The following is a 23,521-nucleotide window of genomic DNA, read 5'->3' on the forward strand; positions in this document are numbered from 1 at the left end:
GGGGTGTCAATTATGACTATTACTGCATTGGGTGCTGTTATTGGCCTAGTAGTTGCAATTGCTTTGATTATTTACAAATTTCCACCAGTATATGGAATGATGTTAGGCGCAATTGTTGGTGGATTAGTTGGTGGAGCAAGTCTAGCCTCAACAATTGGATTTATGGTCAAAGGGGCAAGTGGTATGACGTCTGGCATACTACGCATTATTGCCGCAGGTATGCTTGCGGGATTCTTGATTGATTCTGGTTCGGCGCAGACAATTGCACATTTTATCGTTAAAAAGATGGGTAAGAAGTTTTCCCTCCTCGCAATCATTGTAGCTGCTTGGGTTCTTCAAGCTGTAGGTACTTTTGGCGATGTTGTTGTAATTATTGTGGCACCAATTGCCTTGGATATTGCCTGCAGAACAAATTACTCCAAGGCGGCTGCATCAATTGCACTGATTGGCGGTATTCACGCTGGTAATGTTGTTTCTCCGAATCCTAATACCATTGCACTTTCAGAAAACCTTGGACTTCCAATGACTTCGGTTATTATGGCTGGATTTATTCCTGCGCTAGTCGGACTTGCCATAACTTACATATTTGTATTGATGTTAAAGGAGTATGGTGAGAAAGTTGATGAATCTTCACTGGAAGTACCGCAAGGTGAAGAAGGACTTCCTCCTTTTAGTAAAGCCATTATTGGCCCGATTTTTACAATAGTGCTTTTAATGTTAAGACCGATTGTAGGTATTACTATTGATCCGATTCTTGCCCTACCGTTGGGCGGAGTAGTAGGCACCATCGCTAATGGACAAACGAAGAAGATGCTGCAGTATGCCACAACCGGTATTTCTAGAATGAGTGGAATTGTTCTGCTTCTCTTAGGAACGGGGACGATTGCAGGAATCGTATCTAACTCTGCACTCAAGGAACTATTGATTACATCAGTAGATGCCTTAGGAATGCCAGGATATATCTTGGCTCCACTTTCCGGTATTTTAATGGGTGGAGCAACAGCGTCTTGTGTAGCCGGCGCAACCGTAGCTTCGCAAGTATTTGGGCCGACAATTCTCTCCTTTGGTGTAACACCAGTACAAGCGGCTGCTATGATTCATACCGGATGCTGTGTGTTTGATTGTTTGCCACATGGTTCCTTCTTCCATATCAGTGCGGGTACTTTGCGCATGAGCATCAACGAAAGAATGAGAGTGCTTCCTTATGAATCTTTAATTGGTTTTGGTATGACCGTTGTTGCGACGATCATTTTTGGATTCCTTAGATTTACTTTTTGAATTTGAAGCGAAGATAGCATAGGCGAGTTGAATGAATCTTTAATTTAAATTCGTTCGCTAAAACTTATAAACTTAACAGTCAGAGCTAAATGATTAGACCTATCTTATTTTGATTTTCTATCAAAATAAGATAGGTCTAATTTTGATACAGCAGGTGAGATAATTCATATTTTAACTGTAAAAAAGTGAAAATTTGACGGGTGAAATTTTTCATAATTTGATTAAAAACGTCATCATTTTCCGCTTTTTACACAAAAAATGTAAAATATTTTTTATTATTATTTTCATAATGAAAATAATTTGACAAATAATGCAGTGAGTTAGTACAATAAAGAAAGAAATTTTTTCCATATATTTTTTAAGAAAGGACACATCATGATTTTAGCTGTCATTCGAGAATCCTACTCAAATTTATCAAAGCAACACCGTAAGGTTGCTGATTATATCCTAAATAATTATGTAGATGTATCCTTTATGGGCATACGTGAATTAAGTGAGAATGCAGCCGTTAGTACAGCAACCATTACAAGATTTGTGAGAAGATTTGGATATTCTTCTTATGTTTCTTTTCAAAAAGAACTTGAGTCTCTTGCAAAAGCAGAAATTACGCCGATTACTGAGTATCAATCATATATTCTTTCAGATTCCAAGCAAAATGTACTATTGGATCAAATTGGTGATGCGAAGGCTGCTCTTGATTCTCTGTATAGTAATTCTCTGAATGAAAAGATTTATTTATCAGCACAGGTACTTAATAAGGCGCAAAATATCTATATTTTGGGGTCTAGATCATCGTTCTCAATTGCCTATTATGCATATTTCTCCCTAAAGCGAATTAAAGAGAATGTTCGATTGATTGAAAATAGAAATGAAGATTTATCGATTGATTTGCAATATGTGGATGAGAAAGATGTATTATTAGTAATCAGTTATCCAAAATATACAAGATTTAGTGAGCAAATTGTAGACTATTTTAATCAAAGAAAATGTAAAATCATTAGCATCACAGATAGACTAACTTCACCAATAGCAAAATCTGCCACTTATGTATTAGTTGTGAAAAATAAATTGAAAATCTATTTTATTACGACGTTTGCTGTTATAAATGCATTGTTGATTGTGCTTGGCCAAATAAACCCTGAAAGCAACATTGCGACGTTTCAAGAGGAGAACGACGTTACAAGAAAACTTAGGATTTATTGCAAAGATAAATCGGAGTGAGAACAAAAAGGAGGGATTTGTATGCTCGATATGGTTATTCGTAATGGTAGAATTGTTGATGGGACAGGATGCCTTGAATACTATGGGAATATTGGTATAAAAGGCGGGCGAATTACAGTGATTGGAGATTTTAATGAACCGGCAGAAATGATACTGGATGCGAAAGATCATATTGTAGCGCCCGGATTCATTGATATCCATTCACATTCTGATGTATGTCCTTTTATTTTAGGTGCAGAAGCTAAAAGTAAGTTATATCAGGGTATTACTTTAGAAATAACTGGTAACTGTGGAATTTCTTGCTTACCCATCACGGACGAATCTAGAGAACGTTTAACGAATTTCTTCGGAACTGCACTTCAGTTACCTCTGGACGGATCACTTCAAGATGATACTTTAAATGATTATGCACAACACTTGGAGGCCACGTTGCCCTATACAAATATGGGGATGCTGATTGGGCATGGAACTCTGCGCGGCTGTGTAGTTGGTATGGAAATGGGTAAGGCCAACATAGAACAAATTAAATCAATGTGTAAAATTCTGGAACGTGAGTTAAAAAAAGGCGCATTTGGAATGTCTTTGGGGCTCATTTATCCTCCAAGTTCATATGGTGATATAGATGAATTTGTTGCGTTGGCTCAAGTATTGAAGGAATATGAGGCGCTTCTTACTGTCCATATGAGGAGTGAGAGCACAAAGATTTTTGAAGCCGTTGATGAGATGCTTGAGGTTGCTAAGGCAACGGGTGTGCATTTGGAAATCTCTCATCTAAAACTTATAGGAAAAAGTCAGTGGGGCCAAGCTGATAAATTGATACAAAGAATTCGTAAGGCCCGAGCAGAGGGCATTAATGTAACCTGTGATCAATACCCGTACACGGCTACCTCAACAGGCTTATCGGCACTTGTTCCAAAGTGGGCACATGATGGTGGTTCCGGGAAAATGTGCGAACGTTTGACTGTGCCAGACGAACGGCTCCTTACGGAAATTGAGGAAGAAATAGAACGCCGTGGTGGACCACATGCTGTTATGATTGTGGGGGACCGCGGAAAACATAAGGAATTTGAAGGTAAGAGGCTAGATGAAATAGCTGAGACTTTGCAATTGTCGCCTTCTCTTGCAGTCGCAAAATTACTCATTGATGCCGGCGGTGGTGTTGATTGTTGCTACTTTTGTCTATCAGAGGAGGATATGCTAACGATTATGCAAGAACCATATATTGCAGTTGGTTCTGATGGATATGCATATACCTATGATCATTCCTACATGACGACAAATCCTCACCCGAGAAGTTTCGGGACGTTTCCACGATTTTTCCAAACTATTAGAGAACATAATATGATGAGTATTGAAAAAGCAGTTTCTAAAGCGACCGGGGTAACAGCTGATATTTTAGGACTCAAGGACCGTGGAAAACTACGACCAGGTTATATCGCTGATATTGTTATATTTGACGAAAAAGCAATTCGAGATAAGAGTACCTATATCGATTCTCTAGAAAAGCCGGAAGGAATCAATGCAGTAATATTAGGAGGAACCTTAGTTTTAAAGGATGGTGAGGATGCAGGCATTAGAAAAGGTGAATTTGTTCGACATGGGCGTTGAATGAGGTCTGGTGTTTGAAAAGGAGATGAAAACGATGTTGGGAGATTATGCTTTAATACCAAAAGAATCGCTATGGGCTTTAATACCGATGCTAGTGTATATCGTTATTGCATTCAAGCCAAAAGCTCATGCTGTCACTGCTGGATTGCTTGCTGTTATTACAGGATATTTCCTGACAGGTCAGACACCAGCTTTGTTCGCAAAAACAGTTACAAAATCACTTAGTTCTACGCTCGGTGTTATCGGGTTGATAATTATGTGTGGAGCTGGTCTAGGGGCTGTAATGAGTGAAGCGCATGTCAGTCACACCTTTGTTAAATGGATTATAAAGTACATTGGTGTAAAAACTGAAAAAAGGGCTATTATTTGTGTCATTGTAACAACAACTTTAATTTGTGGATTTTTAGGGACTCTTGCAGGTGGATGCGCTATTGTTGCTCCTATTCTTATCCCTGTTGTGGCAACCGCAGGATTAAAACCCGCTACTGTTGCAGCTTTATTCCAATCGTCTGGTGAAACCGGATTGATTTGGGGACCCTTTACTGGCCCAACCGTTGCGTTGCTAGCTATTACTGGTCTAAGTTATGGTCGTATGATGTTATGGGCTGCAATTCCATATGGAATTATATGGTTAGTTGTAATTTATTTTGTGGGATGCCGAATTCAAAAAAATCCTTCCTATGATGAAAAATATGAGATTGGGGAGGATGAATCTACAGAGATAGAAATCACAGAACGTGAAAAATTGACTACGATTGCCTTCGCCCTAGGTTTCATTGGTTTATTGATTTATAGCATGCTGACAAAACAGAGCACTGCGTATACCATTTTTGTTATGCTTGTACTGATGCTTGAAATTACAATTGTAAGTGGTATTGGTCTTACAAAGGCAATTAATAGTTTTGTTAAGGGTATGGGATCTATGGCAGGAACGTTTTTCCTGTTTATTCTCCTTGACGTAATGCTTCAATATATCAACTATGGTCGTGGCTTCGAAGCCTTAGGAGCCCTTTTCCTTAGCTTAGCAGGAGAAGGAAGTCGTGCAATGGTTGTTATTATGGGAACACTCGTTGGTTCTTTTGGAATCAATGGTGGTGCTGTAGCTCAACTAAAAGTTACGAATGACTTGTTTATTGATGCGTTGAAAGCGACCCAAGTTCCCATGGAAGTTTGGGCACTAGCGCTTATTTGCGGGTCTCGTGTTACGACGTCCATCTATCCAGGCTCAAATATGATTGCGCCGATGGGACTTGCAAGAAGTGAAAGTCTTAAGGCTATGCTCTTTGGTGGTTGGGCTGTTTCCCTGATATCTATCATTTTCATTATACTTTGGGCTATTATAGGAATGCCCATTTTCTTCCCTGTATAATAAATAACCATATTAGATGTCCCTGGAGGATTTAGCCCTCTAGGGATATTTAATTTAACCCTTAAATGCTGGCAAATTCATTTAAACAAAAATTAAGAAATGTTTGTCCTGCATCGCTTAAAGAGTCAAGAGATTTATAAAAAATTTTTACTTCTCTTATTGAAAGGGGGTCTTCAATCTGGAAAAAGCATAAATCACTTGTATCCATGAAATTAAGTAGATCTGCTCTTATGAAAGTAATTCCTTGTCCTGACTTTGCAGCTAGGTATGCACTTTGTAGTTGATCCATGTATATAACTTTGGTTGGATGGCATTTAATGTTTCGAAACATTAAATGGGCGCGATAATACATGTCATTACCCTTTGATAATAATATAAATGGATATTTGATGAATTCTCTTAATGATAATTTTGGTGATCGGTCCAGTATCATGTATGGGTTTCCTAAGAGTGGGGAGGGAATAGCGTTATGGACAATGAACGTAGAGGAAAACATGTGGATAGGAGCTGCTAAAATCAATAATTCTTTTTTTAGTTCTGTAAAATGAGCCTTCTTTCCGTAGTTTGAATCTACTGTAATGACAAAGTCTAAATCACCACTGTTAAATTTAGAAACCAATGTGCTGGCATTCCCTTCTACCACTTGAATCTTAGTTTTGTATTTGGTTTTCTTTAAAAAATCATGGATGAGACCAGGTAAAACATTTGAACAGAAAAATGCGGAGCTCCCAATGGTAAGAGATGTGCTGGATTTACGAAGATCTCTTTTTAATGCTGATTCAAGTGACTTTATCTTCATCGCATAATGAATATATTTTTCACCGTCTTTTGTTAAGATGATAGGTTTAAAATTTCTATCAAACAATATAACCCCGTACTTATCTTCTTCTTTTTTTATAATGTTACTTAATGCTGGTTGGGATATAAAAAGTTGTTCCGCGGCTTTGGAGATACTCTTACATTCATGAACTTTTAAAATATATTCCATTGCTTTTTCCATATACATCCCTCAAATAACAAATTAATTTATAAAAAATATTAAAATAAAAATACAAAAAAGCTAGATTTCATCATGCTTTTAGTAAAAAATATTATAACTTTAAATATATATTAAAGTCAATTTTAAACAATTATATTAATACTGTTTAAAATGTTAATATAAGGGTAGAAAGTTAGACTAAATATATTTGAGAGGAGTTGTTATGATGGATAATGTTGCTGAAAAATTCATGAGATTGGGAATCGAAAATGCGCCTGGGCAAGAGGTTCTTCAGAAAGAAACCGTTCTTGATTTACGAGGGGAACCTCTGCAAGGTCCAGAAGTTAACTTTTCTCATGGAGATGTTGATGCCCATATCCCGACTCCAGGGTCGTTAGACCTTTTTGTAGAGGGGTTCAAGAAGGGCGGGTGCGTTGCCTATACAGAATATCGTGGCGGGAAGGGACCCCGCTATGTTGTGGCGGAAAAGCTTGCTAAATTTACGGGGGCACCCATTGATCCAGATAGTGAACTGATTATTACACCTGGAACGCAGGGTGCACTGTTCTTGGCACTAGGCTGCCTTGTTGGACGTGGTGACAAGGTTGCTATCGTAGAACCTGACTACTTCGATAACCGGAAACTTGTAGAGTTTTTTGAAGGAGAACTTGTACCGGTCAAGCTCGATTATCTGAGTCAGGATGCCTGCGCTGGCGTCAATCTTAAAGACTTGGAAGAATCCTTTAAGCAAGGGGTCAAACTTTTCCTCTTCTCCAACCCGAACAATCCTACGGGCGTCATTTATTCCAAAGAAGAAATTGAAGGCATCGCAGCACTTGCTAAAAAGTATAATGTTATTCTTCTCGTTGACGAACTTTATTCGAGGCAAGTTTTTGATAATCATCCCTACACTCATCTGAGAGCGTTGGACAATCGTCCTGATGATATGCTGACAATCATGGGACCTTCTAAAACGGAGTCTTTGAGTGGTTTCCGTCTCGGTACGGCGTTTGGCACGAAATGGATTATTGACCGTATGGAAAAACTGCAAGCCATCGTGACGCTTCGTGCCCCAGGCTATTCCCAGTATGTCCTCAACGGTTGGTTTAATGAACCGAAGGGATTCATGAAGGAGCGAGTTGCTGAACATCAGCGCATTCGTGATGATTTGGTGGCACTTGTACGATCTCATGAAGGCTGTAAGGTAAGAAAAACGGAAGGCGGCAGCTATATCTTCCCACAGCTTCCACCGCTGGACGTTTCCATCAGTGATTTTGCGAAGATCGTTCGTAAATTGACGGGGGTTGTTATCACGCCTGGTACAGAGTTTGGGCCTCAGTTTACTCTGAACTTCCGTGTTAATTTTTCGCAGGATCATGATAAAGCCATTGATGCAATCGATCGTGTATTAAAGGTAATGGAACGCTATAGAAAAGCTTAAGCGGGGTGGTTGAGATTGAAAAAGATATTAACTGCTATTGATAAGCATGTGGAAGAATTACTGATGGCAATTTCTTTGTCGGGAGTTGTCATTATGATGGCTGTTCATGTGTTCTTTCGATATGTTGTTAAATCTCCTCTAACATGGTCAGAAGAAGCCACACGGTACTTATTTATTTGGTTTGTATTTTTGGGTATCAGTTATGGTATTAAAAATGATACTCATATTCGAGTAAACATCATTGAAACTTTATATCCTAAGGTGGTTCCTATTTTCAATAAAATTCAGTTTATAGTTACAACCCTGTTTGTACTTTATTTGCTTCCAGCTTCGTATAAGGTACTGCAACAAGTTAACATGCGGCATCAAATTTCGGCTGGACTACATCTCCCTATGGAGTATGTATATGGATCACTATTCTTGGGATTGTGTTTAAGTGTTATTCGCATTATTCAAAAGCTTGTTCTATACTTCACAAAGAGAAAGGACGGGAGGGTTTAATGACTTCTATAATGTTTGCAATCTTTCTCTTGTTTCTAGCAGTTGGAATACCAATTGGTTTTAGTGTAGGTTGGGCAACATTGTCAGTGAACCTCATAAATCCTTCTTTTGCTTGTGATCCTGTTTATTTCTCCAAAACGATGGTCAATGGGATGGATTCCTATGTTTTGCTGGCTATTCCTTTATTTATGCTATCGTCAAGTATAATGGCGGAAAGTGGAATGTCAGATAGGTTGTTCAATTTTTTCTCCTACTTTTTTGGTGACATTCCGGCGGGGCTTCCAATAGCTGTTGTTATTACTTGTTTGTTTTATGGGGCTATTTGCGGCTCCGGTCCTGCTACAGTCGCTGCAATTGGAACTATGTGTATCCCTCTTCTAACTGACCTGGGATATGATAGAGATTTTGTTACGGCTATGATTGCTGTGGCAGGTGGTTTGGGAGTCATCATTCCACCAAGTATTCCATTTATTACTTATGGATTAGCAACGGGTGCATCGATTGGAGATTTGTTTATTGGTGGATTTGCGCCTGGTATTTTAATTGCACTGTGTTTGATTATTTATATCATAGGGTACTTTATCAAACGCGATAATACTAAGCTCACAACAGCTGAAAACACGAAGAGACTGAGAAATCTGGGATTTTCAAAAATCTTTAAGGAAAGTTTCTTTGCGCTTCTTGCACCGGTCATTATTTTGGGCGGGATATATGGTGGTATAGTGAGCCCGACTGAAGCAGCATGTGTTTCAGTAGTTTATGCTCTGCTTATTGGTGTCGTTGTCTATCGTGCTATTGACATGAAGAAACTCTATAGCTGTCTCGTGGATACCGCACGTACTGCAACTCCTGTTATGCTAATTCTCTCGATTTGTATTGTATTCGGACGCGTATTGACAATACTTAATATCCCTCAAACGCTTGCAAGTTATGTTGTAGGACATGTTGGAAGCAAATACGTTGTACTTTTGGTAATAAATCTATTCCTCTTATTTGCAGGGATGATAATGGATACCGTTCCCTGTATTCTTATCCTTGCACCAATTATGTTGCCAATTGTTAAGCAATATGGTGTTGATCCTATTCATTTTGGTATTGTGATGACGGTAAATCTCGCTATTGGCTTTGTAACGCCGCCGATAGGAACAAACTTATTTGTAGCAAATTCATTAACAAAGATTCCTATTACGCGCATTGCAAAACATGCAATCCCGTTTATTGTGATGTTTCTAGTTGCACTGGGATTGATAACCTATATTCCTGAAATTACAATGTTTTTGCCGAAAATACTGAGCGTAAAATAAAAAGGAGGCAATTATGATGAAATTGAAGAAAATAGTTGGATTGGTAGCTGGCGTAATGTTAATGTTTAGCTTAGCGGGATGTGGTGGGTTATCTAATGAGAATAAATCGGCTACTGGTGGACAAAATATTGCAATAAGCATTGGGCATGGTGGGGCTGAATCAACTGCACAACAGATTGGCTGCTTGGCACTTAAAAAGTCTCTTGAAGAACAATCAAAAGGACGGATTACGGTTAATATTTACCCCAATAATTCGATGGGAAATGATGATGAATTGGTTCAGATGGTTCAGAACGGCAATCTTCAGATGTGCTTAGCAAATTCGATTATTGTAAACTATGTTAAGGATGCAACAATCTATGATTTATTCTACAACTTCGATAACATTGAGGAAGTAAAGAATAAATACATGAAGGATCAAAACTTCCTTAAAACTATGCGTGAAAAATACAAAAACGCAGGGATCTATTTGGGCGGATTTAGTGTGCACGGGTTTAGACAATCTACTGCAAATAAGCCACTTAAAACCCCGGATGATTTAAAAGGGTTGACGTTCAGAGTTATGCAAAATGACTACCATATTGAGGCGTGGAAGGATATGGGAGCAACTCCTACACCGTTCTCGTTTAGTGAACTTTATACCGCACTTCAACAAAAAACTGTAGATGCTCAAGAAAACCCAATTGAACTGATTTATTCTCAAAAATTCTATGAACAACAAAAATATATTACTTTGACCAATCATCTTCAACAGACCCAGCAGTGGCTAGTTAGCCAGAAATTCTATGATTCCTTGTCCGACGATGATAAAAAGATCCTTGATAAAGCAATTCAGGATGCATGTGCAGCTGCTACAAATTATGCTTTGGATAACGAAGCAAAATGGAGCAGTGAAATTGAGAAATATGGATGTACTTTTGTAAAACTCACTCCTGAAGAACAGAAAGCCTTCAAGGACCGTGTAAAGCCTGAATGGGATAAAATCAAGGCGCAGGTTTCCCCTGATGTATGGGATGCCTACACCAAAAAGATGTAACGCTTAGGATGCGATAACCATGAAAATTCTTATAATAAACCCTAATAGTGACACGCATACAGATGCCATAATGGCTGAGAAGGCGAAAGCATTATCGTTACCAGGTGTCGATGTTGATGTCATTCATATGAAATCAGCTCCTAAATTAGTTTGCTCATATGAAGAGCAAACTGTCTCCATTGAAGAAATGGTCAATGCAGTAAAGAGTACCGCAGGTATCTATGATGCTTATGTAATTGCTTGTCATTCTGATCCAAATCTTGATTTGATAAGAGAAATCACTTCGAAACCGGTCGTTGGAATAGGTGAATCGTCAATGAAGTTTGCTAGTATGATGGGAAATGGATTTGCAGTTATCTCTCCATCTCTTAAATCTATCTCTAAAAAGATAGCACTAGCGCATAAATATCATTGCGATGATCTACTTAAAACAATACAAGTAACAAAAAGTGACTCTAATGAGGATTTGCTCTTGGCTGCAGAGAGAGCTCTTCAAGAGTTTGGAGTTGATGTGATTGTTTTAGGATGTGCTAATTATGCAGGTGCTGATGCGTATATAGAGCAGAAACTTCATGTTCCGGTTCTTGATGGCGTCGCATGTGCACTAATACTCGCTAGTGGGTTAGCATGTTACTACAAATTAAAGAATTAGTCGATTGTGTAGAAAGGAATGGTTTCTATGTTAGATCTTGCAGTGGTTAACGGAGATGTTTTCATTGAAGGCGCCTTTAGAAAGGCTGACATTGGGATTAAAGATGGTAAGTTTGCTTTAATCAGTGAGCCTGGGGCATTGCCTGAGGCGGCAAAGGTAATCGATGCAAAAGGGAAACATGTTCTGCCTGGCAACATTGATACACATATGCATATCCGTGATCCGGGGCATGCTGAACGAGGCACGTTTATTACGGAAAGCCGCGCAGCTGCAGCAGGCGGTTGTACGACATATTTTGAACATCCAATTTCGATTCCCCCGCAACATAATGCAAAGATTCTGCACAATCGTATGAATCTAGCTAAAGCCGGAAGTACTGTAGATTATTGCTTCTTTGGGGCAGCAGGTGGTGAGTATACACAGGATATTGTGCCTCTATCTAAAGAAGGGGTTATTGCATATAAAACGTTTTTGCATCAGGCTCCTGAAGGACGGGAATTAGAGTTTGACGGACTTACTTCAGCAACAAATTCACAGTTGATGGATGTTATGAAAGAAGTGGCAAAAACTGGAATTTGTTTGGCTGCTCATGCAGAAGATAACGAACTTATTACTGGCAATATTGCAAAACTCAGGGCCGAAGGTAGAACTGACTACATAGCCCATTGTGAATCCAGACCTCCGATTACCGAAATCGAAGCAATTGCTAAAATGCTTCGATTTGGTGAAGAAACTGGTTGCCCTATCGAATTAGTACATGTTTCTACATGTGGGGCAATGGAACTTGCAAAGCAAGCAAAACTAAAAGGGCAGAAGGTTTTTGTTGAAACTTGTCCGCATTATCTTTTGCTGACTGAAGAAGATGTTAAGAAGTTTGGTCCTTATGCAAAGTGTAATCCTGCGTTGCGCAGTCTTGAAGAAGTGCAAGGATTGTGGAAATATGTGTTAGATGGAACGGTAGACTTCATTGGTTCCGACCATAGTCCATTTCTTGTGGAAGAAAAGGAGCGAGGAAAATCAGATATTTTCAAGGCAACATCAGGTTTCCCTGGTGTAGACCTGAGACTGCCGCTCATGGTAAATGAAGCTCAGAAAGGCCGCATCTCATTAGAAAAAGTTGTTGAACTTCTTTCGGTAAATCCGGCGAAGTGCTTCAATATCTTCCCACAGAAAGGAACCATTTCTGCAGGCGCTGATGCGGATCTTGCTATCATTGATTTGAACAAAGAAACCACAGTAGACTGGCATAAGAATTACAGCCATGCTAAAGAAATTGCCAAGGTATATGATGGCTGGAAATTAGCATGCTCTGTAGATTATACCCTCGTACGCGGTCGTGTCGTTATGGAGAATGGGGTCGTTGATGAATCTGCCTCCGGATGGGGCGAATTCGTTAGACCAGTCTCTAAGTAACTTGAAAACAGGATGGCAATTTTATCTGTTGCCATCCTGTTTTAACTAACAGAGAGTGAGGCTGTTCCAGATGAATAAGATAAAGGAAATGCTCCTAAAAATTGGTGATTTTGGCAAAAATCCTGATGGGTCGTATACTCGCGGATGTTACAGCAAAGAGTATTTTCAGGCTTTTAATGCTGTCCAAGAAGTGATGAAACAGCTAGGTATGGAGACTTCAAGTGATGCAGCTGGAAATATTCATGGCTTTTATAAGGGGAAAAATCCATCAAAAAAGAGTATTATCATAGGCTCTCATTTAGATACAGTTCCTCATGGAGGTCTATTTGACGGTGCATACGGTGTTGCTGGCGCATTGGAAGTCCTGCGCAGACTCAAGGACAATCAAATTGAATTAGAGCATCCTTTGGAAATTTATGGATTTAACGCCGAGGAATCAAACCCAATCGGAGGCACGTTTGGGTCCCGTGCAATTACAGGTCTTGTAGATGTAAAGCAACCTGGATTTAAAGAGGCAATTGAAAAATACGGGCATACTCCAGAAGAAATTCTAGCTTGCCAAAGAGAGCTTAAAAATGTTAAGTGCTATCTTGAGCTGCATATTGAACAAGGTGACCGTTTGTATAATGAGCATCTTGATGTTGGTGTTGTTAGTGGAATTGTTGGAATTGTGCGTTTTAAAGTCACTGCCATTGGTGCAAGCAATCATGCGGGAACTACGATGATGAAGAATCGCAAGGATGCGATGGTTGCCATGGCCAAATTAATTGCAGAAGGGGACAAAATATGCCGAGAAATTGATGATACACTTGTTTTTACAGTAGGTACTATCCAATGTTATCCTGGATCAGCAAATGTTATCCCGGGAAAAGTAGAATGTACTTTTGAAATGAGACATATGGATTCGGCAAAGACAGATAGGCTTATAAAAGAAATAAAGCAATATGCTGATAAAAATAACGAAGTATCCTTTACTTTTGAAAAGACTGTAGATAAGGGTTCTGTTCCTTGTGATGGGCATTTAATGCAGGTTATTGAAAAAAGCTGTGAAGACAGCGGCGTTACTTCGGCAGTGATGCCGAGTGGTGCAGGGCACGATGCTAATCCTATGGGTCATCGTGTTCCTGTAGGAATGATTTTTGTTCCCAGTAAAAATGGATTGAGCCACTGTGGTGAGGAATGGACTGAGGAGAAGGATTTGGATAACGGTGTGCGTGTACTTTATAATACAATGCTTAATTTGGATAAAGAAGAGTAGTAACTGAAAAAAATGTTTTTCTATTTTTATACGGAGGGGCAAATTATGAAAAAAATTGGTTTGATTGGTTTCGGAACGATTGGACAGCATATTTATGAAGATATCAAAAATGATGCTGAGATTGCTTTTATCTTTGATGTAAAAGAACCTGATTTGAACGAAGTGAAGAAGCTGTGGATATTTTCAACGGAAGAGATGGAGAAAAAATGCAAGCAAGGAGTAGATTTAGTTGTTGAAGCTGCCATTTCAAAAAGTGTTATAGCGCTCGCACCTATTATTTTAAAATACACGGACATGATGGCGTTTTCTACGACAGCATTTGCTGAAGAAGGATTTAAGGAAATGGTGGATGCCTTGTGCGATGAATATCATCATACCTTCTATATTCCGCATGGTGCTATTCTTGGCCTAGATGGCGTCTTTGACGGAAGAAAGGTCCTGCAAAAAGTAACCATCACCACTACTAAAAAACCGAAGAACTTAGGCCGTGAGGATAAAGAACGGACCGTCCTTTATGAAGGACCGACTCGTGGAGCATGCAAAGCTTATCCGCGGAACGTTAATGTTCATGCCGGGCTTGCGCTTGCTGGTCTTGGTTTTGAACGCACGGTTTCTAAAATTGTGTCGGATCCTGATGTTGCAGGAAATACGCACAAAATTGAGATTGAAGCAGATGGCTGCCGTTTTGCTATCGATGTTTTAAGTACGCCCGGATCTGGTGTTACGGGTGCTTATACACCTGTCTCAGCTGCTTCTAGCGTAAGGAGAATCCTTTTTAAAAAAGGCATTGTTATTGCGTAATTATACAATAAAGAGTACAGTGAAGAAGTTGGTGTCATAGAAAGAAAAGGAAGTGATGATTGTGGAAGGTAAGGAGCAAGAAAAACAATATAGCTTTAATCCATTTATTGTACTAGTGTCTATTGTTGTGCTATGTACTATTGCATCTTATATTGTTGCTCCGGGGGCTTTTGATCGTCAGGTAGTGAATGGGCTAAAGGTTGTTATCCCAAATAGCTATCATCCGGTCAGTCGTACGCCGGTATCTCTGCTTCAAATGTTTATGTCTATTCCTGCTGGTCTTGAAGGCGCGGCAAGCTTAATGTTTGTCGTTATGATTATTGGCGGGGTCGTTGAAATCTATAATAAGACGGGAGCAATCGGTGCAGCAATAAAATCAATTCTTTCGTTATCCAATAAAATAGGTAGCCAAGCAATTATTGCTCTTATCATGATTGTATTTTCTGTAATAGGTGGAATTTTGGGGTGGAGCGAGCAAATTATTCCGTTTGTCCCAATCATCGTTTCACTCTGCATATCTTTAGGATATGATTCCTTAGTTGGCATGGCTATTTCTGGGTTTGCATGTTTGGTTACTTTTGCAGTAGCGCCCTTTAATATTTACACAGTAGCTATTTCAGATACGATTGCCGGATTGCCCATGTTTTCGGGTTGGGAATTACGTATGCTGGTGCTTGTTTGCGTTACTGGAGCAAGCTTATTCTGGGTTCTTAGGTATGCTGCAAAAATAAAGAAAGATCCAACAAAGAGCCTTATGAAAGATATTGATACCAGTGACTTATGTATCCCTATCGATGAAAATGTTCGGATGGATACAATAAAAATGATTTCGCTGTTGATTATGGTTGCATGCTTTATTGCAACAATCTATGGACTCCTGAAATTGAAATGGGGCCTTAATCAAATGGCCGCAGTATTCCTATTTGGTGGTATTATCGTTGCAATTAGCAATCGGATGAGTGCTGTGGATACGGTTAATACTTTGATTGCAGGTGCGAAAGCAGCTTTTCCAGGCGCTCTAATCATTGGTGTAGCCCGCAGTATTCAGTGGGTAATGAACCAAGGCAGTCTTGTTGACCCGCTTGTCTATTATCTCGCTAGTTTTATGGGAGAAGCCTCTGCCTTTGTTTCCGCTTCTGGAATGTTTGTTATCAACTTCTTTATCAATGCGCTGATTCCATCAGGTTCTGGACAGGCCATGGCTGTTATGCCTATTATGATTCCTCTTTCTGATATGCTTGGAATTACTCGTCAAACAGCTGTCCTAGCTTTCCAATTTGGTGATGGTATTTCTAATACGCTTTGGTTCACAAACGGAACGTTGTTAATTTACTGCAGCTTGGGTAAAGTTCCTTTGAAGATTTGGTATAAATTCATTATTCCTCTTCAGATTTTCTTCTTTGTAATGCAGCTTGCATTCTTATACTATGCTGTGATGACTGGATATGGACCGTTCTAATAGAGGAGTGGTATGGATGTATAACTGGGATAAGCTGTCATGTGATACCCTTGCTGTGGCAAAAGATGCCAGTGCCTATGGCAGTAATATGTTTGCTAAAAACAGTGATAGACCAATCGGGGAATGTCAGCCGTTAATTTGGATACCCGGGGCTCACCATGAGAAAGGCGAAAGACTTGACTGCACAGGAACAATTATTCCTCAAGCCGAATATACTTATGGTGTTCTTGGTTCAAAGCCCTATTGGATCTGGGGCTTTGAAATGGGCTTAAATGAAAAAGGCGTCATCATAGGAAACGAAGCAGAAAACAGTAAAGATAGAAATCTTGAAAAGCATGATGGCCTATTGGGAATGGATCTGCTAAGACTCGGTTTGGAACGTGGTGCAACAGCCAAAGAAGCCCTTCAAGTTATCGTTAGCCTTCTGGAAGAATATGGGCAAAACCATAATGCCAATGCTTTATTCGATGCAAGATATGAGAATTCATATATCATTATGGACGAAAAAGAAATCTGGATTCTCGAAACCGCGGGAAGAAGGTGGGTTGCCAAACTTGTTAAAACAGGCATGTTTAATATAGGAAATTGCTACTCTGTGGAAACTGTATTTGACCTTGCCAGTCCAGATTTGGAAAGCCATGCCAGAAAGAATAGATGGCTTTTCCCTGATGAACCTTTTAATTTTGCTAAAGCTTATATGGCTAATATTCCAGCCCAAACGCTGGCTATTCCAAGGTGGAGACGGGTTAATCAGCTTGCTCATCAATATGAAAAGCACACATTTGAAAGTTTGAAGCGTATTTTCAGAGATCATTATGAAGATGATCCAATTCTTAAGCCAAGATATGGCGCTGCCTCAGGTTATTTTCCAACTGTTTGCCGTCATGCACTCACTTGGGAAGCTAGTCAAACAGGAGCCTCGATGCTTGCTTATTATCGAGATGGTCTTGGCCCTGTAGTGCGAAATGCATTTTGTCAGCCTTGCTGTTCAATCTATCTACCAGTTTATCCTGGGATTAAGCTGCCAGAGTTGATGACAAAGGGAGAAGGAAAATTTGATTCTGAATCATTGTGGTGGTTGACTGATCGATTGGATAAACTTATTGGCATGGATGAAGCCCGTTTTTCTCCCGTGGCTCATCAAAAATTGTATGCTCTGGAAAATAAGATTAACAAAAAGGCTGAAGATGCAGAGAAAAAAGCAATTAAGCTTATTGCAGGCGGGAAAAAGAAAGAAGCACAGGAGTTATTAAGTGATTTGATGGTAAATTCAGCAATGGAAGCAAAAACACTGTTAGTTTCCCTAATTGAAGATTTTCAGGCAGCAATTTCCGAGCTTGGTGTAGATAAGATTCAAGGAACACGAATTGACTTTTTGAAGAAGTACTGTGATATAACGGAAATGAATTTGGTGTGATTATAACTTCCTATTGCAAATATAATTGCGAATGTTTTGAGAGAAGATTTTTCTTCTCTCAAAACAAAGTGAAATAAAATGATAGAAAATTCTGCTGAATCTACTGTTCTATCTAAAAAATGCTCATATTATCTGAACTCATTTTATTAATAGTATATCGCTAAGGAGGTCGCAGTTCATATGATCAAGAATCCTGTACCACAAGGTAAATATATTCCTGCTGTAAAACATGGAGGCTTTATTTTTACTGCTGGTATGACGCCGCGAAGGGATGGTACGTTAATTCTTGTTGGGAAAGTAGAAAAGGATAAACCCCTTGATTTTTATAAAGAAGCTGTTGAGCAAGCGACAAAGAATGCTCTTGTGGCGGCTAAGAACACTCTAGCGCAGGATGAAGCACTTATTCAGGTCATGCAGTTAATTGTGTATGTTAATGCTGAACCAGGATTTATTGATCATACCGCATTGGCAGATTTTGCGTCTAGTTATCTTGCCAATGAATTAGGTAAGGCTGGTATTGGACCTAGGGCAGCTCTTGGTATGGCGGGACTTCCTAAAGATGCGCCAGTGGAAGTCTCGATGGTCGTAGCTTATAAGTAGTATATCTGTTGTAAAGAACTAAATTATTGAGTTCAGATATAAGAAACCGATGCGTCCCTCCTTTCGAGAGTATCGGTTTCAACCTTACTTCGCAAACTTTAATAGCAAATTCCGATAAAACGGCGTACCTTCGATTGAAGTAGCATATTGAAGCCAGTTTTGTTAATGTTCGCTAGAGTTATGATCAGTTAAAATATAGTTTATTCACGTATTTTTGTGGGATGCCAAATCATACGTAGGTACAGACAGGTTCCGAATCAAGGTAAAAAAGTACCGGTCGTTCTTGTACCCATATGCATTGCGTTTGTCAGCTTTAATCTTGTTGTATCCTTCGAATCGACCTGTGTCAATAGAGTATTTGGCATGGTTTACCAGACCGTCGATTCGCTTTTCCTTCAGCTTGGCGAATGGTGTCCTAATGGATGCCCGTTATCTTCTGCACGCCGGTAATCGTAAGTCTCTGGGAAAGCAGTGATTTGATTCACACAGCGGCCCGCTTGGTGATTCTCGTTCCAGGACATCGTACGGATTGAGTTCCGTAATCGTTTCCTGACAGCAAGGGCACCGGAAGCGGTGCCCCTCGAAAAGGACAGTGCACCGGGCATTCGGCTGCATAGGCACCGTCCTTAGGCGGGGTCGGTACGTGCCATAGACATGCATCGGCTCTCCGCAGTGAGGGCAGAGAAAATCGGTATAGCGTTTCTGACTGGTGACCACCCATGCCGTGGAATCGTCTAAAGGATCTTCGGGGAGCCAAATAAGATAATCGGGGTCTTGACAAAACAGATCTGCTTGAATAATGTACTAAATAGAGGACATCTCAATTCTCCTTTACTTTGGTTTAGCCACCTTATATTTTGGAGAATTTGATGTCCTTTTTCAATATCTATTTGTCCATGACCCCACAAATTTCCGTGAAGAAACAAAATATAGAAGTGAAATTGCATGGGGGGAATTACAAGCTGTTTTCGTGGAACAGTATATCGCTTAGCTGAATTCGGTGCGTCAACTAAAAAAAGTTTCTTGTAATAATAGAGTATTATTAATTTGAAACCTTATAACAATAGAATACTGTGGGAATTATAAATAAAAACTGTTTTATAATGGTAGCCTTTTTAGATAAAATAACCATGAGAAAGCATAATTTTCAAAATATTTCTTTTGGGATAATCGGGGGTTGGTATGATGGATGAAAAAAATGTATATGAGTTGTTTTCTGAATTATATCAGATTCAAGATGAGACGATTAGGAAACTGACATGTTCCGCGTTGGTGAAGGGAATTAATATAGGAGGATGGACAACTGACACTATTGACAAAGCACCCGTCACTGTTAATTGGAAAGGATGCCCTTGTAATTTAATTACGCATATTAGAAAAGTCACGCAAGCCTGTATCAACGCTTATGAGATTCTTGATGATTTCTACACTCAAAATGGAGTCCCATTAAATAGAGATTATATCGTTGCGGGAGCTCTTCTTCATGATGTAGGTAAATTTTTGGAATATACGTTGCTTGATGGGAAACCTGTAAATCGACATAAAAAGGAGCTGCTAAGACATCCAATTTCGGGGGCTATTCTAGTCGCAAGTGAAGGCTTACCAGAAGAAATCGTTCATATTGTGGCGCTTCATTCTTTTGAAGGCGAAAAATCCTATAAAACCCAAGAAGCTACTTTTGTTAGGGAAATTGATGAATTCGTTTTTAGGGGAACCGTATCAGGATTAACTAAGGAGGTATTGTGATGAAAAGACAGTTGAAGTTGACTGCGGCATTGCTTGGTGCACTATGCATTGCTTTGACAGGGTGTGGCGGGAAGGATTCTAAAGACACTAAATCTGGAGCTGCTAATTGGCCTAATAAGCAAATTAAAGTGATTGTTCCGTGGAGTGCAGGTGGTGGATCGGATCTTGCTGCAAGAACTTTAATGCCTTATCTTGAAAAGGAACTTGGCGTAAAAACGACCGTTGTCAATACCAAAGGAGCAAATGGGTGGATTGCATGGAAAGACCTGCTTCAGGCGCCCGCTGATGGGTATACGATTGCTCAGATGAATATTCCAACTGTATATTCCGGGTATATGGACCCGCAGCAAAAACGCAGCGAAAAAATGGATAGTTTCATTTTCCTTGCAAATGAAATTAGTGATTATGACTGTATGGTAGTGAATAGAAAGGATACGAGATTTAATAGCGTAAAAGAGTTTGTTGAATATGCTAAGAATAATGAGGTCTTGGCAGGCGATAATGGTGTTGGTACTAATAAACATCTTGTCGCAGTTAATCTGAACCGTTCCATTCCTGGTCTAAAATTGAAATATGTGCATCAAACTGGGTGGAGTGATACTTATTCTGCCTTGCTAGGTGGTCATGTTGATGTAGGTTGGGGTTCTGTTGGGGACGTAATGCAGGCCTACAAAGATAAAGAAGTTAAGGTCCTTTGTGTGTTCGCTCCCAAACGTTCAAAACTTCTTCCAGATGTGCCTACATTTAATGAAATGATGTCTGGACTGAATGTTATCAGTCCTTCTGATAGAGGTTTTGCATTGAAAGCCGGAACTGATAAAGAATTTGTGAAAAAGTGGAATGAGGCTATGAAAAAAGCTATTTCAAATCCGGAATTTGTAAAGAAAATGGAAGCGTTAGGACAGGAAGTCAACTATATGGATACAAATGAATATACTTCATATGCAAAGGAACGCGAAAACGCTATGAAGTCTTTTGCTGATATTCTTGGTTGGAATAAATAAGAGAGAAGGAGGATGGATTGTGAGATGAATAGGATCAATGCAGATGTAGTTATCGGTTCTCTCCTGGCAGCCATATTTGTATATTTCTACCGTGTGACTGGTTCATTTCATAATCCAGACTCTGCTGTGTGGCCTAAGGGAGTTCTTCTGTTTTGTCTTTCCTTGTCAGTTGTACTAATACTAAGAGGTCTTAGGCTTGGAAATCTTCAATCAGGTGAAATGGCCCATCACTATGGACCTGCCATGATTGCTTTGTTAGTTATGACCTTGTATGCCATAGTAATGTCATTTACTGGTTATTTTATTTCGACAACAATTTTTGTACCCGCGGGTATGATTATATTGGGACAAAGAAAGTTAACTTGGATATTTGCTATAACATTCGGCCTAGAGGCATTTGTCTATTTGCTGTTTGTATCGCAATTGCAGCTTAGCATGCCAGGATAAAGATTGGAGGGGTTAGAATGATCGGAACTATCATATCAAACTTACTATCCTTCCAATCTATTGTAGGATTAATAGTAGGTGTTGTAGGAGGAATGATTGTAGGGGCTATGCCGGGATTGAGTGGGGGAATGGCAATTGCGTTACTTTTGCCAATTACCTATTCAATGGAACCTGTTGCTGCTCTTGTTATGTTGATGGCTATCTATACATCGGCAATGACGGGGGGATCAATTTCAGCAATACTTCTTCATACGCCTGGCACGCCTGCAAATGCCGCTACCGCTATGGAAGGCTATCCTCTTACCAAACAAGGCCGTGGACTAGAAGCGGTTAGTATGTCGATGTTATCATCTGGTGTTGGTGGATTTTTGAGCGCAATCGCATTATTACTTGTAGCCCCACCTCTTGCAATGGTAAGCTTAAAATTTAGTGAACCAGAAAGCTTTTTAATTGCTGTTTTTGGGTTAACTGTAATCGGGTCCTTAGCAGGGAAATCCATGTTAAAAGGTCTCTTGATGGGTGGAGTGGGGTTATTTTTAGGAACTATCGGAACGGATAATATTACAGGGGTCTTACGATTTACTTTTGGCTCTGATTATCTAATGAATGGTATTCAGATGGTTCCTGCATTAATTGGGCTTTTTACGATACCTCAAGTGCTAGAGAACTGTGAAGACTACAAGCACGCAAATATGTCCCTTTTAGAGCAAAATAATTCTTCTCTTGGCTCAAAGATGCTGCCTACTTTGATGGAAATGAAAGATTATGTCGTAAATATGCTTATTTCATCCATCATTGGTATTGTTGTCGGCATTTTGCCTGGTGCAGGTGGCAACATTGGATCATGGATTGCCTATGACCAAGCCAAAAAGAGATCCAAGCATAAAGAGCTTTTCGGGAATGGATCTTTGGAGGGGCTATGTGCCTGCGAGACGGGCAATAATGCTGTTACTGGTGGTTCAATGATTCCATTGATGACATTGTCTATTCCGGGATCGCCCAATGCAGCCATTATTTTAGGAGGTTTATTAATCCAGGGATTAGTACCGGGTAATCGGTTATTTACCACACAAGCAGAAATAACCTACTCGATATTGGCCGGTTTTGCAGTATCTAATATTTTGATGGTTATTGTAGGACTTCTGATTGCGAAACATGTTGTTAATGTGACTAAAATCCCTAATTCTATCTTGATGCCTGTTGTTGTATCATTAGCATTGATTGGATCATACGCAATCAATGCTTCTATGTTTGATGTTTTTGTAACCTTATTCTTTGGATTTTTAGGTTATTTTATGAACAAGTTTGATTTCTCTGCTGCTGCATTAATTTTAGGATTGATTTTAGGTGAGACTGCTGAAAGAGGATTAATGCTTTCTCTGGTCATGGCTAAAGGAGATCCGATTGGATACTATTTGGGTAGGCCAATCTGTATTGGGTTGATGTTGCTAATTGTTGTTACAGTGCTGTGGCCATTAGTGAAAAAAGTGCTTGTTGCAAGGAAATAAAGAAATGGATAGGAACTAGATTTGAAAAAGTAAGGAGGTGTTTCGAGATATAACCTATCCTTGCAGAATAAAAAGGGATTCTTTGTTAAATTTTGGGGTGCTAAAGTGTCTATGCACTCCTGGAGAGGACATGCACTGAAGACAGTGCGTGTCCTTTTTCGTTGCGTGTGTTAATGTACAAGATCCTATGACGAAAGCGCTCAAAATTGCGCAGACCAAATGAGATACGTTTTAACAGGTTCTATAATAAATGTTGGGGTGAGGAAATATTCTTTCCCCACCCCATTTTTGCATAAAAAAGTGGACATAGACGGCATCCACTCTTACAATTAAATCGCCAAACCTAAATGAAAGGAAGATGGCCTATGTCCACATTTGATTATATAGCAAATTCCTTGAATGTCAAAGGTAACGTAATAAAAAAATGCATCCACAGTGAGCAACAAATTGAATTTATTATGAAACTGAATCGAGCTGCT

Annotated in this window: 21 protein-coding genes; 19 read left to right on the forward strand and 2 right to left on the reverse strand. The window is 39.5% G+C overall.

The features are described 5' to 3' along the window. The first annotated feature begins 12 nt into the window (after positions 1 to 12). The 4 genes from HMPREF1246_RS09165 (at position 13) to HMPREF1246_RS09180 (ending at position 5,476) form a co-directional block, all read left to right on the forward strand. Positions 13 to 1,278 carry a GntP family permease gene (locus HMPREF1246_RS09165; RefSeq protein ID WP_021737282.1) on the forward strand — a complete coding sequence of 422 codons (1,266 nt, stop codon included), beginning with the start codon at positions 13 to 15 and terminating at the stop codon, positions 1,276 to 1,278. A 375-nt stretch (positions 1,279 to 1,653) separates the two neighbouring features. Continuing rightward, complete coding sequence (locus tag HMPREF1246_RS09170; RefSeq protein WP_021737335.1) at positions 1,654 to 2,499, forward strand: MurR/RpiR family transcriptional regulator; 846 nt, start codon at positions 1,654 to 1,656, stop codon at positions 2,497 to 2,499. Between the two features lie 21 nt (positions 2,500 to 2,520). Further along, positions 2,521 to 4,107, forward strand: a complete 1,587-nt coding sequence (locus HMPREF1246_RS09175) for an amidohydrolase family protein (RefSeq protein WP_021737343.1) — start codon at positions 2,521 to 2,523, stop codon at positions 4,105 to 4,107. Positions 4,108 to 4,141: 34 nt separating this feature from the next. Next, positions 4,142 to 5,476 carry a TRAP transporter large permease subunit gene (locus tag HMPREF1246_RS09180; RefSeq protein ID WP_021737289.1) on the forward strand — a complete coding sequence of 445 codons (1,335 nt, stop codon included), beginning with the start codon at positions 4,142 to 4,144 and terminating at the stop codon, positions 5,474 to 5,476. Positions 5,477 to 5,537: 61 nt separating this feature from the next. Here the strand turns inward: HMPREF1246_RS09180 and HMPREF1246_RS09185 are convergent, their stop codons facing one another. Next, positions 5,538 to 6,476 (reverse strand): LysR family transcriptional regulator, encoded by a 939-nt coding sequence (locus HMPREF1246_RS09185; protein WP_021737280.1) that lies wholly within the window; start codon positions 6,474 to 6,476, stop codon positions 5,538 to 5,540. Between the two features lie 205 nt (positions 6,477 to 6,681). Here HMPREF1246_RS09185 and HMPREF1246_RS09190 point away from each other — a divergent pair, with 205 nt between their 5' ends. From HMPREF1246_RS09190 to HMPREF1246_RS09240, 11 genes are all read left to right on the forward strand, one after another. Continuing rightward, a complete protein-coding gene (locus HMPREF1246_RS09190) occupies positions 6,682 to 7,896 on the forward strand; it encodes a pyridoxal phosphate-dependent aminotransferase (RefSeq protein ID WP_035224701.1) in 1,215 nt (404 codons plus the stop codon). A 48-nt stretch (positions 7,897 to 7,944) separates the two neighbouring features. Continuing rightward, complete coding sequence (locus HMPREF1246_RS09195) at positions 7,945 to 8,397, forward strand: TRAP transporter small permease (protein ID WP_231368273.1); 453 nt, start codon at positions 7,945 to 7,947, stop codon at positions 8,395 to 8,397. After that, positions 8,397 to 9,701 (forward strand): TRAP transporter large permease, encoded by a 1,305-nt coding sequence (locus tag HMPREF1246_RS09200; protein ID WP_021737328.1) that lies wholly within the window; start codon positions 8,397 to 8,399, stop codon positions 9,699 to 9,701. The genes HMPREF1246_RS09195 and HMPREF1246_RS09200 overlap by 1 nt, the downstream gene beginning before the upstream one ends. A 13-nt stretch (positions 9,702 to 9,714) precedes the next feature. Further along, the gene (locus HMPREF1246_RS09205) at positions 9,715 to 10,737 is read left to right on the forward strand and encodes a TRAP transporter substrate-binding protein (RefSeq protein ID WP_021737337.1); all 1,023 of its coding nucleotides are present in this window, start codon (positions 9,715 to 9,717) and stop codon (positions 10,735 to 10,737) included. A gap of 19 nt (positions 10,738 to 10,756) precedes the next feature. Further along, positions 10,757 to 11,389 (forward strand): aspartate/glutamate racemase family protein, encoded by a 633-nt coding sequence (locus HMPREF1246_RS09210; RefSeq protein WP_035224706.1) that lies wholly within the window; start codon positions 10,757 to 10,759, stop codon positions 11,387 to 11,389. A gap of 27 nt (positions 11,390 to 11,416) precedes the next feature. Continuing rightward, positions 11,417 to 12,802, forward strand: a complete 1,386-nt coding sequence (gene allB, locus HMPREF1246_RS09215) for an allantoinase AllB (protein ID WP_021737300.1) — start codon at positions 11,417 to 11,419, stop codon at positions 12,800 to 12,802. A 70-nt stretch (positions 12,803 to 12,872) separates the two neighbouring features. Beyond that, positions 12,873 to 14,060 (forward strand): Zn-dependent hydrolase, encoded by a 1,188-nt coding sequence (locus HMPREF1246_RS09220; RefSeq protein ID WP_021737301.1) that lies wholly within the window; start codon positions 12,873 to 12,875, stop codon positions 14,058 to 14,060. Between the two features lie 45 nt (positions 14,061 to 14,105). Beyond that, positions 14,106 to 14,861 carry an aspartate dehydrogenase domain-containing protein gene (locus HMPREF1246_RS09225; protein WP_021737295.1) on the forward strand — a complete coding sequence of 252 codons (756 nt, stop codon included), beginning with the start codon at positions 14,106 to 14,108 and terminating at the stop codon, positions 14,859 to 14,861. Positions 14,862 to 14,916: 55 nt separating this feature from the next. Beyond that, positions 14,917 to 16,320, forward strand: coding sequence for a YfcC family protein (locus HMPREF1246_RS09230; RefSeq protein WP_035224708.1), 1,404 nt, complete (start codon positions 14,917 to 14,919; stop codon positions 16,318 to 16,320). A 16-nt stretch (positions 16,321 to 16,336) separates the two neighbouring features. Continuing rightward, complete coding sequence (locus HMPREF1246_RS09235; RefSeq protein ID WP_021737345.1) at positions 16,337 to 17,737, forward strand: C69 family dipeptidase; 1,401 nt, start codon at positions 16,337 to 16,339, stop codon at positions 17,735 to 17,737. Positions 17,738 to 17,917: 180 nt separating this feature from the next. Continuing rightward, entirely contained in the window at positions 17,918 to 18,337 is a 420-nt protein-coding gene (locus HMPREF1246_RS09240) for a RidA family protein (RefSeq protein ID WP_021737313.1), read from the forward strand. Between the two features lie 204 nt (positions 18,338 to 18,541). Here the strand turns inward: HMPREF1246_RS09240 and HMPREF1246_RS11120 are convergent, their stop codons facing one another. After that, positions 18,542 to 18,757 carry a transposase gene (locus HMPREF1246_RS11120; RefSeq protein WP_155883611.1) on the reverse strand — a complete coding sequence of 72 codons (216 nt, stop codon included), beginning with the start codon at positions 18,755 to 18,757 and terminating at the stop codon, positions 18,542 to 18,544. A 762-nt stretch (positions 18,758 to 19,519) separates the two neighbouring features. Here HMPREF1246_RS11120 and HMPREF1246_RS09245 point away from each other — a divergent pair. From HMPREF1246_RS09245 to HMPREF1246_RS09260, 4 genes are read left to right on the forward strand one after another with little or no spacing between them, the layout of a single operon-like run. Further along, complete coding sequence (locus HMPREF1246_RS09245) at positions 19,520 to 20,083, forward strand: HD domain-containing protein (protein ID WP_081690385.1); 564 nt, start codon at positions 19,520 to 19,522, stop codon at positions 20,081 to 20,083. Next, positions 20,083 to 21,087, forward strand: a complete 1,005-nt coding sequence (locus HMPREF1246_RS09250) for a tripartite tricarboxylate transporter substrate binding protein (RefSeq protein WP_035224711.1) — start codon at positions 20,083 to 20,085, stop codon at positions 21,085 to 21,087. The genes HMPREF1246_RS09245 and HMPREF1246_RS09250 overlap by 1 nt, the downstream gene beginning before the upstream one ends. 24 nt (positions 21,088 to 21,111) lie before the next feature. Continuing rightward, positions 21,112 to 21,534, forward strand: coding sequence for a tripartite tricarboxylate transporter TctB family protein (locus HMPREF1246_RS09255; protein WP_035224714.1), 423 nt, complete (start codon positions 21,112 to 21,114; stop codon positions 21,532 to 21,534). A gap of 17 nt (positions 21,535 to 21,551) precedes the next feature. Further along, positions 21,552 to 23,042 carry a tripartite tricarboxylate transporter permease gene (locus HMPREF1246_RS09260; RefSeq protein ID WP_021737336.1) on the forward strand — a complete coding sequence of 497 codons (1,491 nt, stop codon included), beginning with the start codon at positions 21,552 to 21,554 and terminating at the stop codon, positions 23,040 to 23,042. Positions 23,043 to 23,521: the final 479 nt, after the last annotated feature.

Source organism: Acidaminococcus sp. BV3L6 (assembly GCF_000468835.1).
Lineage (GTDB): Bacteria > Bacillota > Negativicutes > Acidaminococcales > Acidaminococcaceae > Acidaminococcus > Acidaminococcus intestini.

Excerpts from the sequence above, each read along its gene's own strand:
- HMPREF1246_RS09170 (WP_021737335.1), top strand. The coding sequence starts at position 1,654 with ATGATTTTAGCTGTCATTCGAGAATCCTACTCAAATTTATCAAAGCAA.
- HMPREF1246_RS09260 (WP_021737336.1), top strand. The coding sequence starts at position 21,552 with ATGATCGGAACTATCATATCAAACTTACTATCCTTCCAATCTATTGTA.
- HMPREF1246_RS09255 (WP_035224714.1), top strand. The coding sequence starts at position 21,112 with ATGAATAGGATCAATGCAGATGTAGTTATCGGTTCTCTCCTGGCAGCC.
- HMPREF1246_RS09250 (WP_035224711.1), top strand. The coding sequence starts at position 20,083 with ATGAAAAGACAGTTGAAGTTGACTGCGGCATTGCTTGGTGCACTATGC.
- HMPREF1246_RS09220 (WP_021737301.1), top strand. The coding sequence starts at position 12,873 with ATGAATAAGATAAAGGAAATGCTCCTAAAAATTGGTGATTTTGGCAAA.
- allB (WP_021737300.1), top strand. The coding sequence starts at position 11,417 with ATGTTAGATCTTGCAGTGGTTAACGGAGATGTTTTCATTGAAGGCGCC.
- HMPREF1246_RS09245 (WP_081690385.1), top strand. The coding sequence starts at position 19,520 with ATGATGGATGAAAAAAATGTATATGAGTTGTTTTCTGAATTATATCAG.
- HMPREF1246_RS09240 (WP_021737313.1), top strand. The coding sequence starts at position 17,918 with ATGATCAAGAATCCTGTACCACAAGGTAAATATATTCCTGCTGTAAAA.
- HMPREF1246_RS09185 (WP_021737280.1), bottom strand. The coding sequence starts at position 6,476 with ATGGAAAAAGCAATGGAATATATTTTAAAAGTTCATGAATGTAAGAGT.
- HMPREF1246_RS09175 (WP_021737343.1), top strand. The coding sequence starts at position 2,521 with ATGCTCGATATGGTTATTCGTAATGGTAGAATTGTTGATGGGACAGGA.
- HMPREF1246_RS09230 (WP_035224708.1), top strand. The coding sequence starts at position 14,917 with ATGATTGTGGAAGGTAAGGAGCAAGAAAAACAATATAGCTTTAATCCA.
- HMPREF1246_RS09210 (WP_035224706.1), top strand. The coding sequence starts at position 10,757 with ATGAAAATTCTTATAATAAACCCTAATAGTGACACGCATACAGATGCC.
- HMPREF1246_RS09235 (WP_021737345.1), top strand. The coding sequence starts at position 16,337 with ATGTATAACTGGGATAAGCTGTCATGTGATACCCTTGCTGTGGCAAAA.
- HMPREF1246_RS09205 (WP_021737337.1), top strand. The coding sequence starts at position 9,715 with ATGATGAAATTGAAGAAAATAGTTGGATTGGTAGCTGGCGTAATGTTA.
- HMPREF1246_RS09180 (WP_021737289.1), top strand. The coding sequence starts at position 4,142 with ATGTTGGGAGATTATGCTTTAATACCAAAAGAATCGCTATGGGCTTTA.
- HMPREF1246_RS09200 (WP_021737328.1), top strand. The coding sequence starts at position 8,397 with ATGACTTCTATAATGTTTGCAATCTTTCTCTTGTTTCTAGCAGTTGGA.
- HMPREF1246_RS09225 (WP_021737295.1), top strand. The coding sequence starts at position 14,106 with ATGAAAAAAATTGGTTTGATTGGTTTCGGAACGATTGGACAGCATATT.
- HMPREF1246_RS09165 (WP_021737282.1), top strand. The coding sequence starts at position 13 with ATGACTATTACTGCATTGGGTGCTGTTATTGGCCTAGTAGTTGCAATT.
- HMPREF1246_RS09190 (WP_035224701.1), top strand. The coding sequence starts at position 6,682 with ATGGATAATGTTGCTGAAAAATTCATGAGATTGGGAATCGAAAATGCG.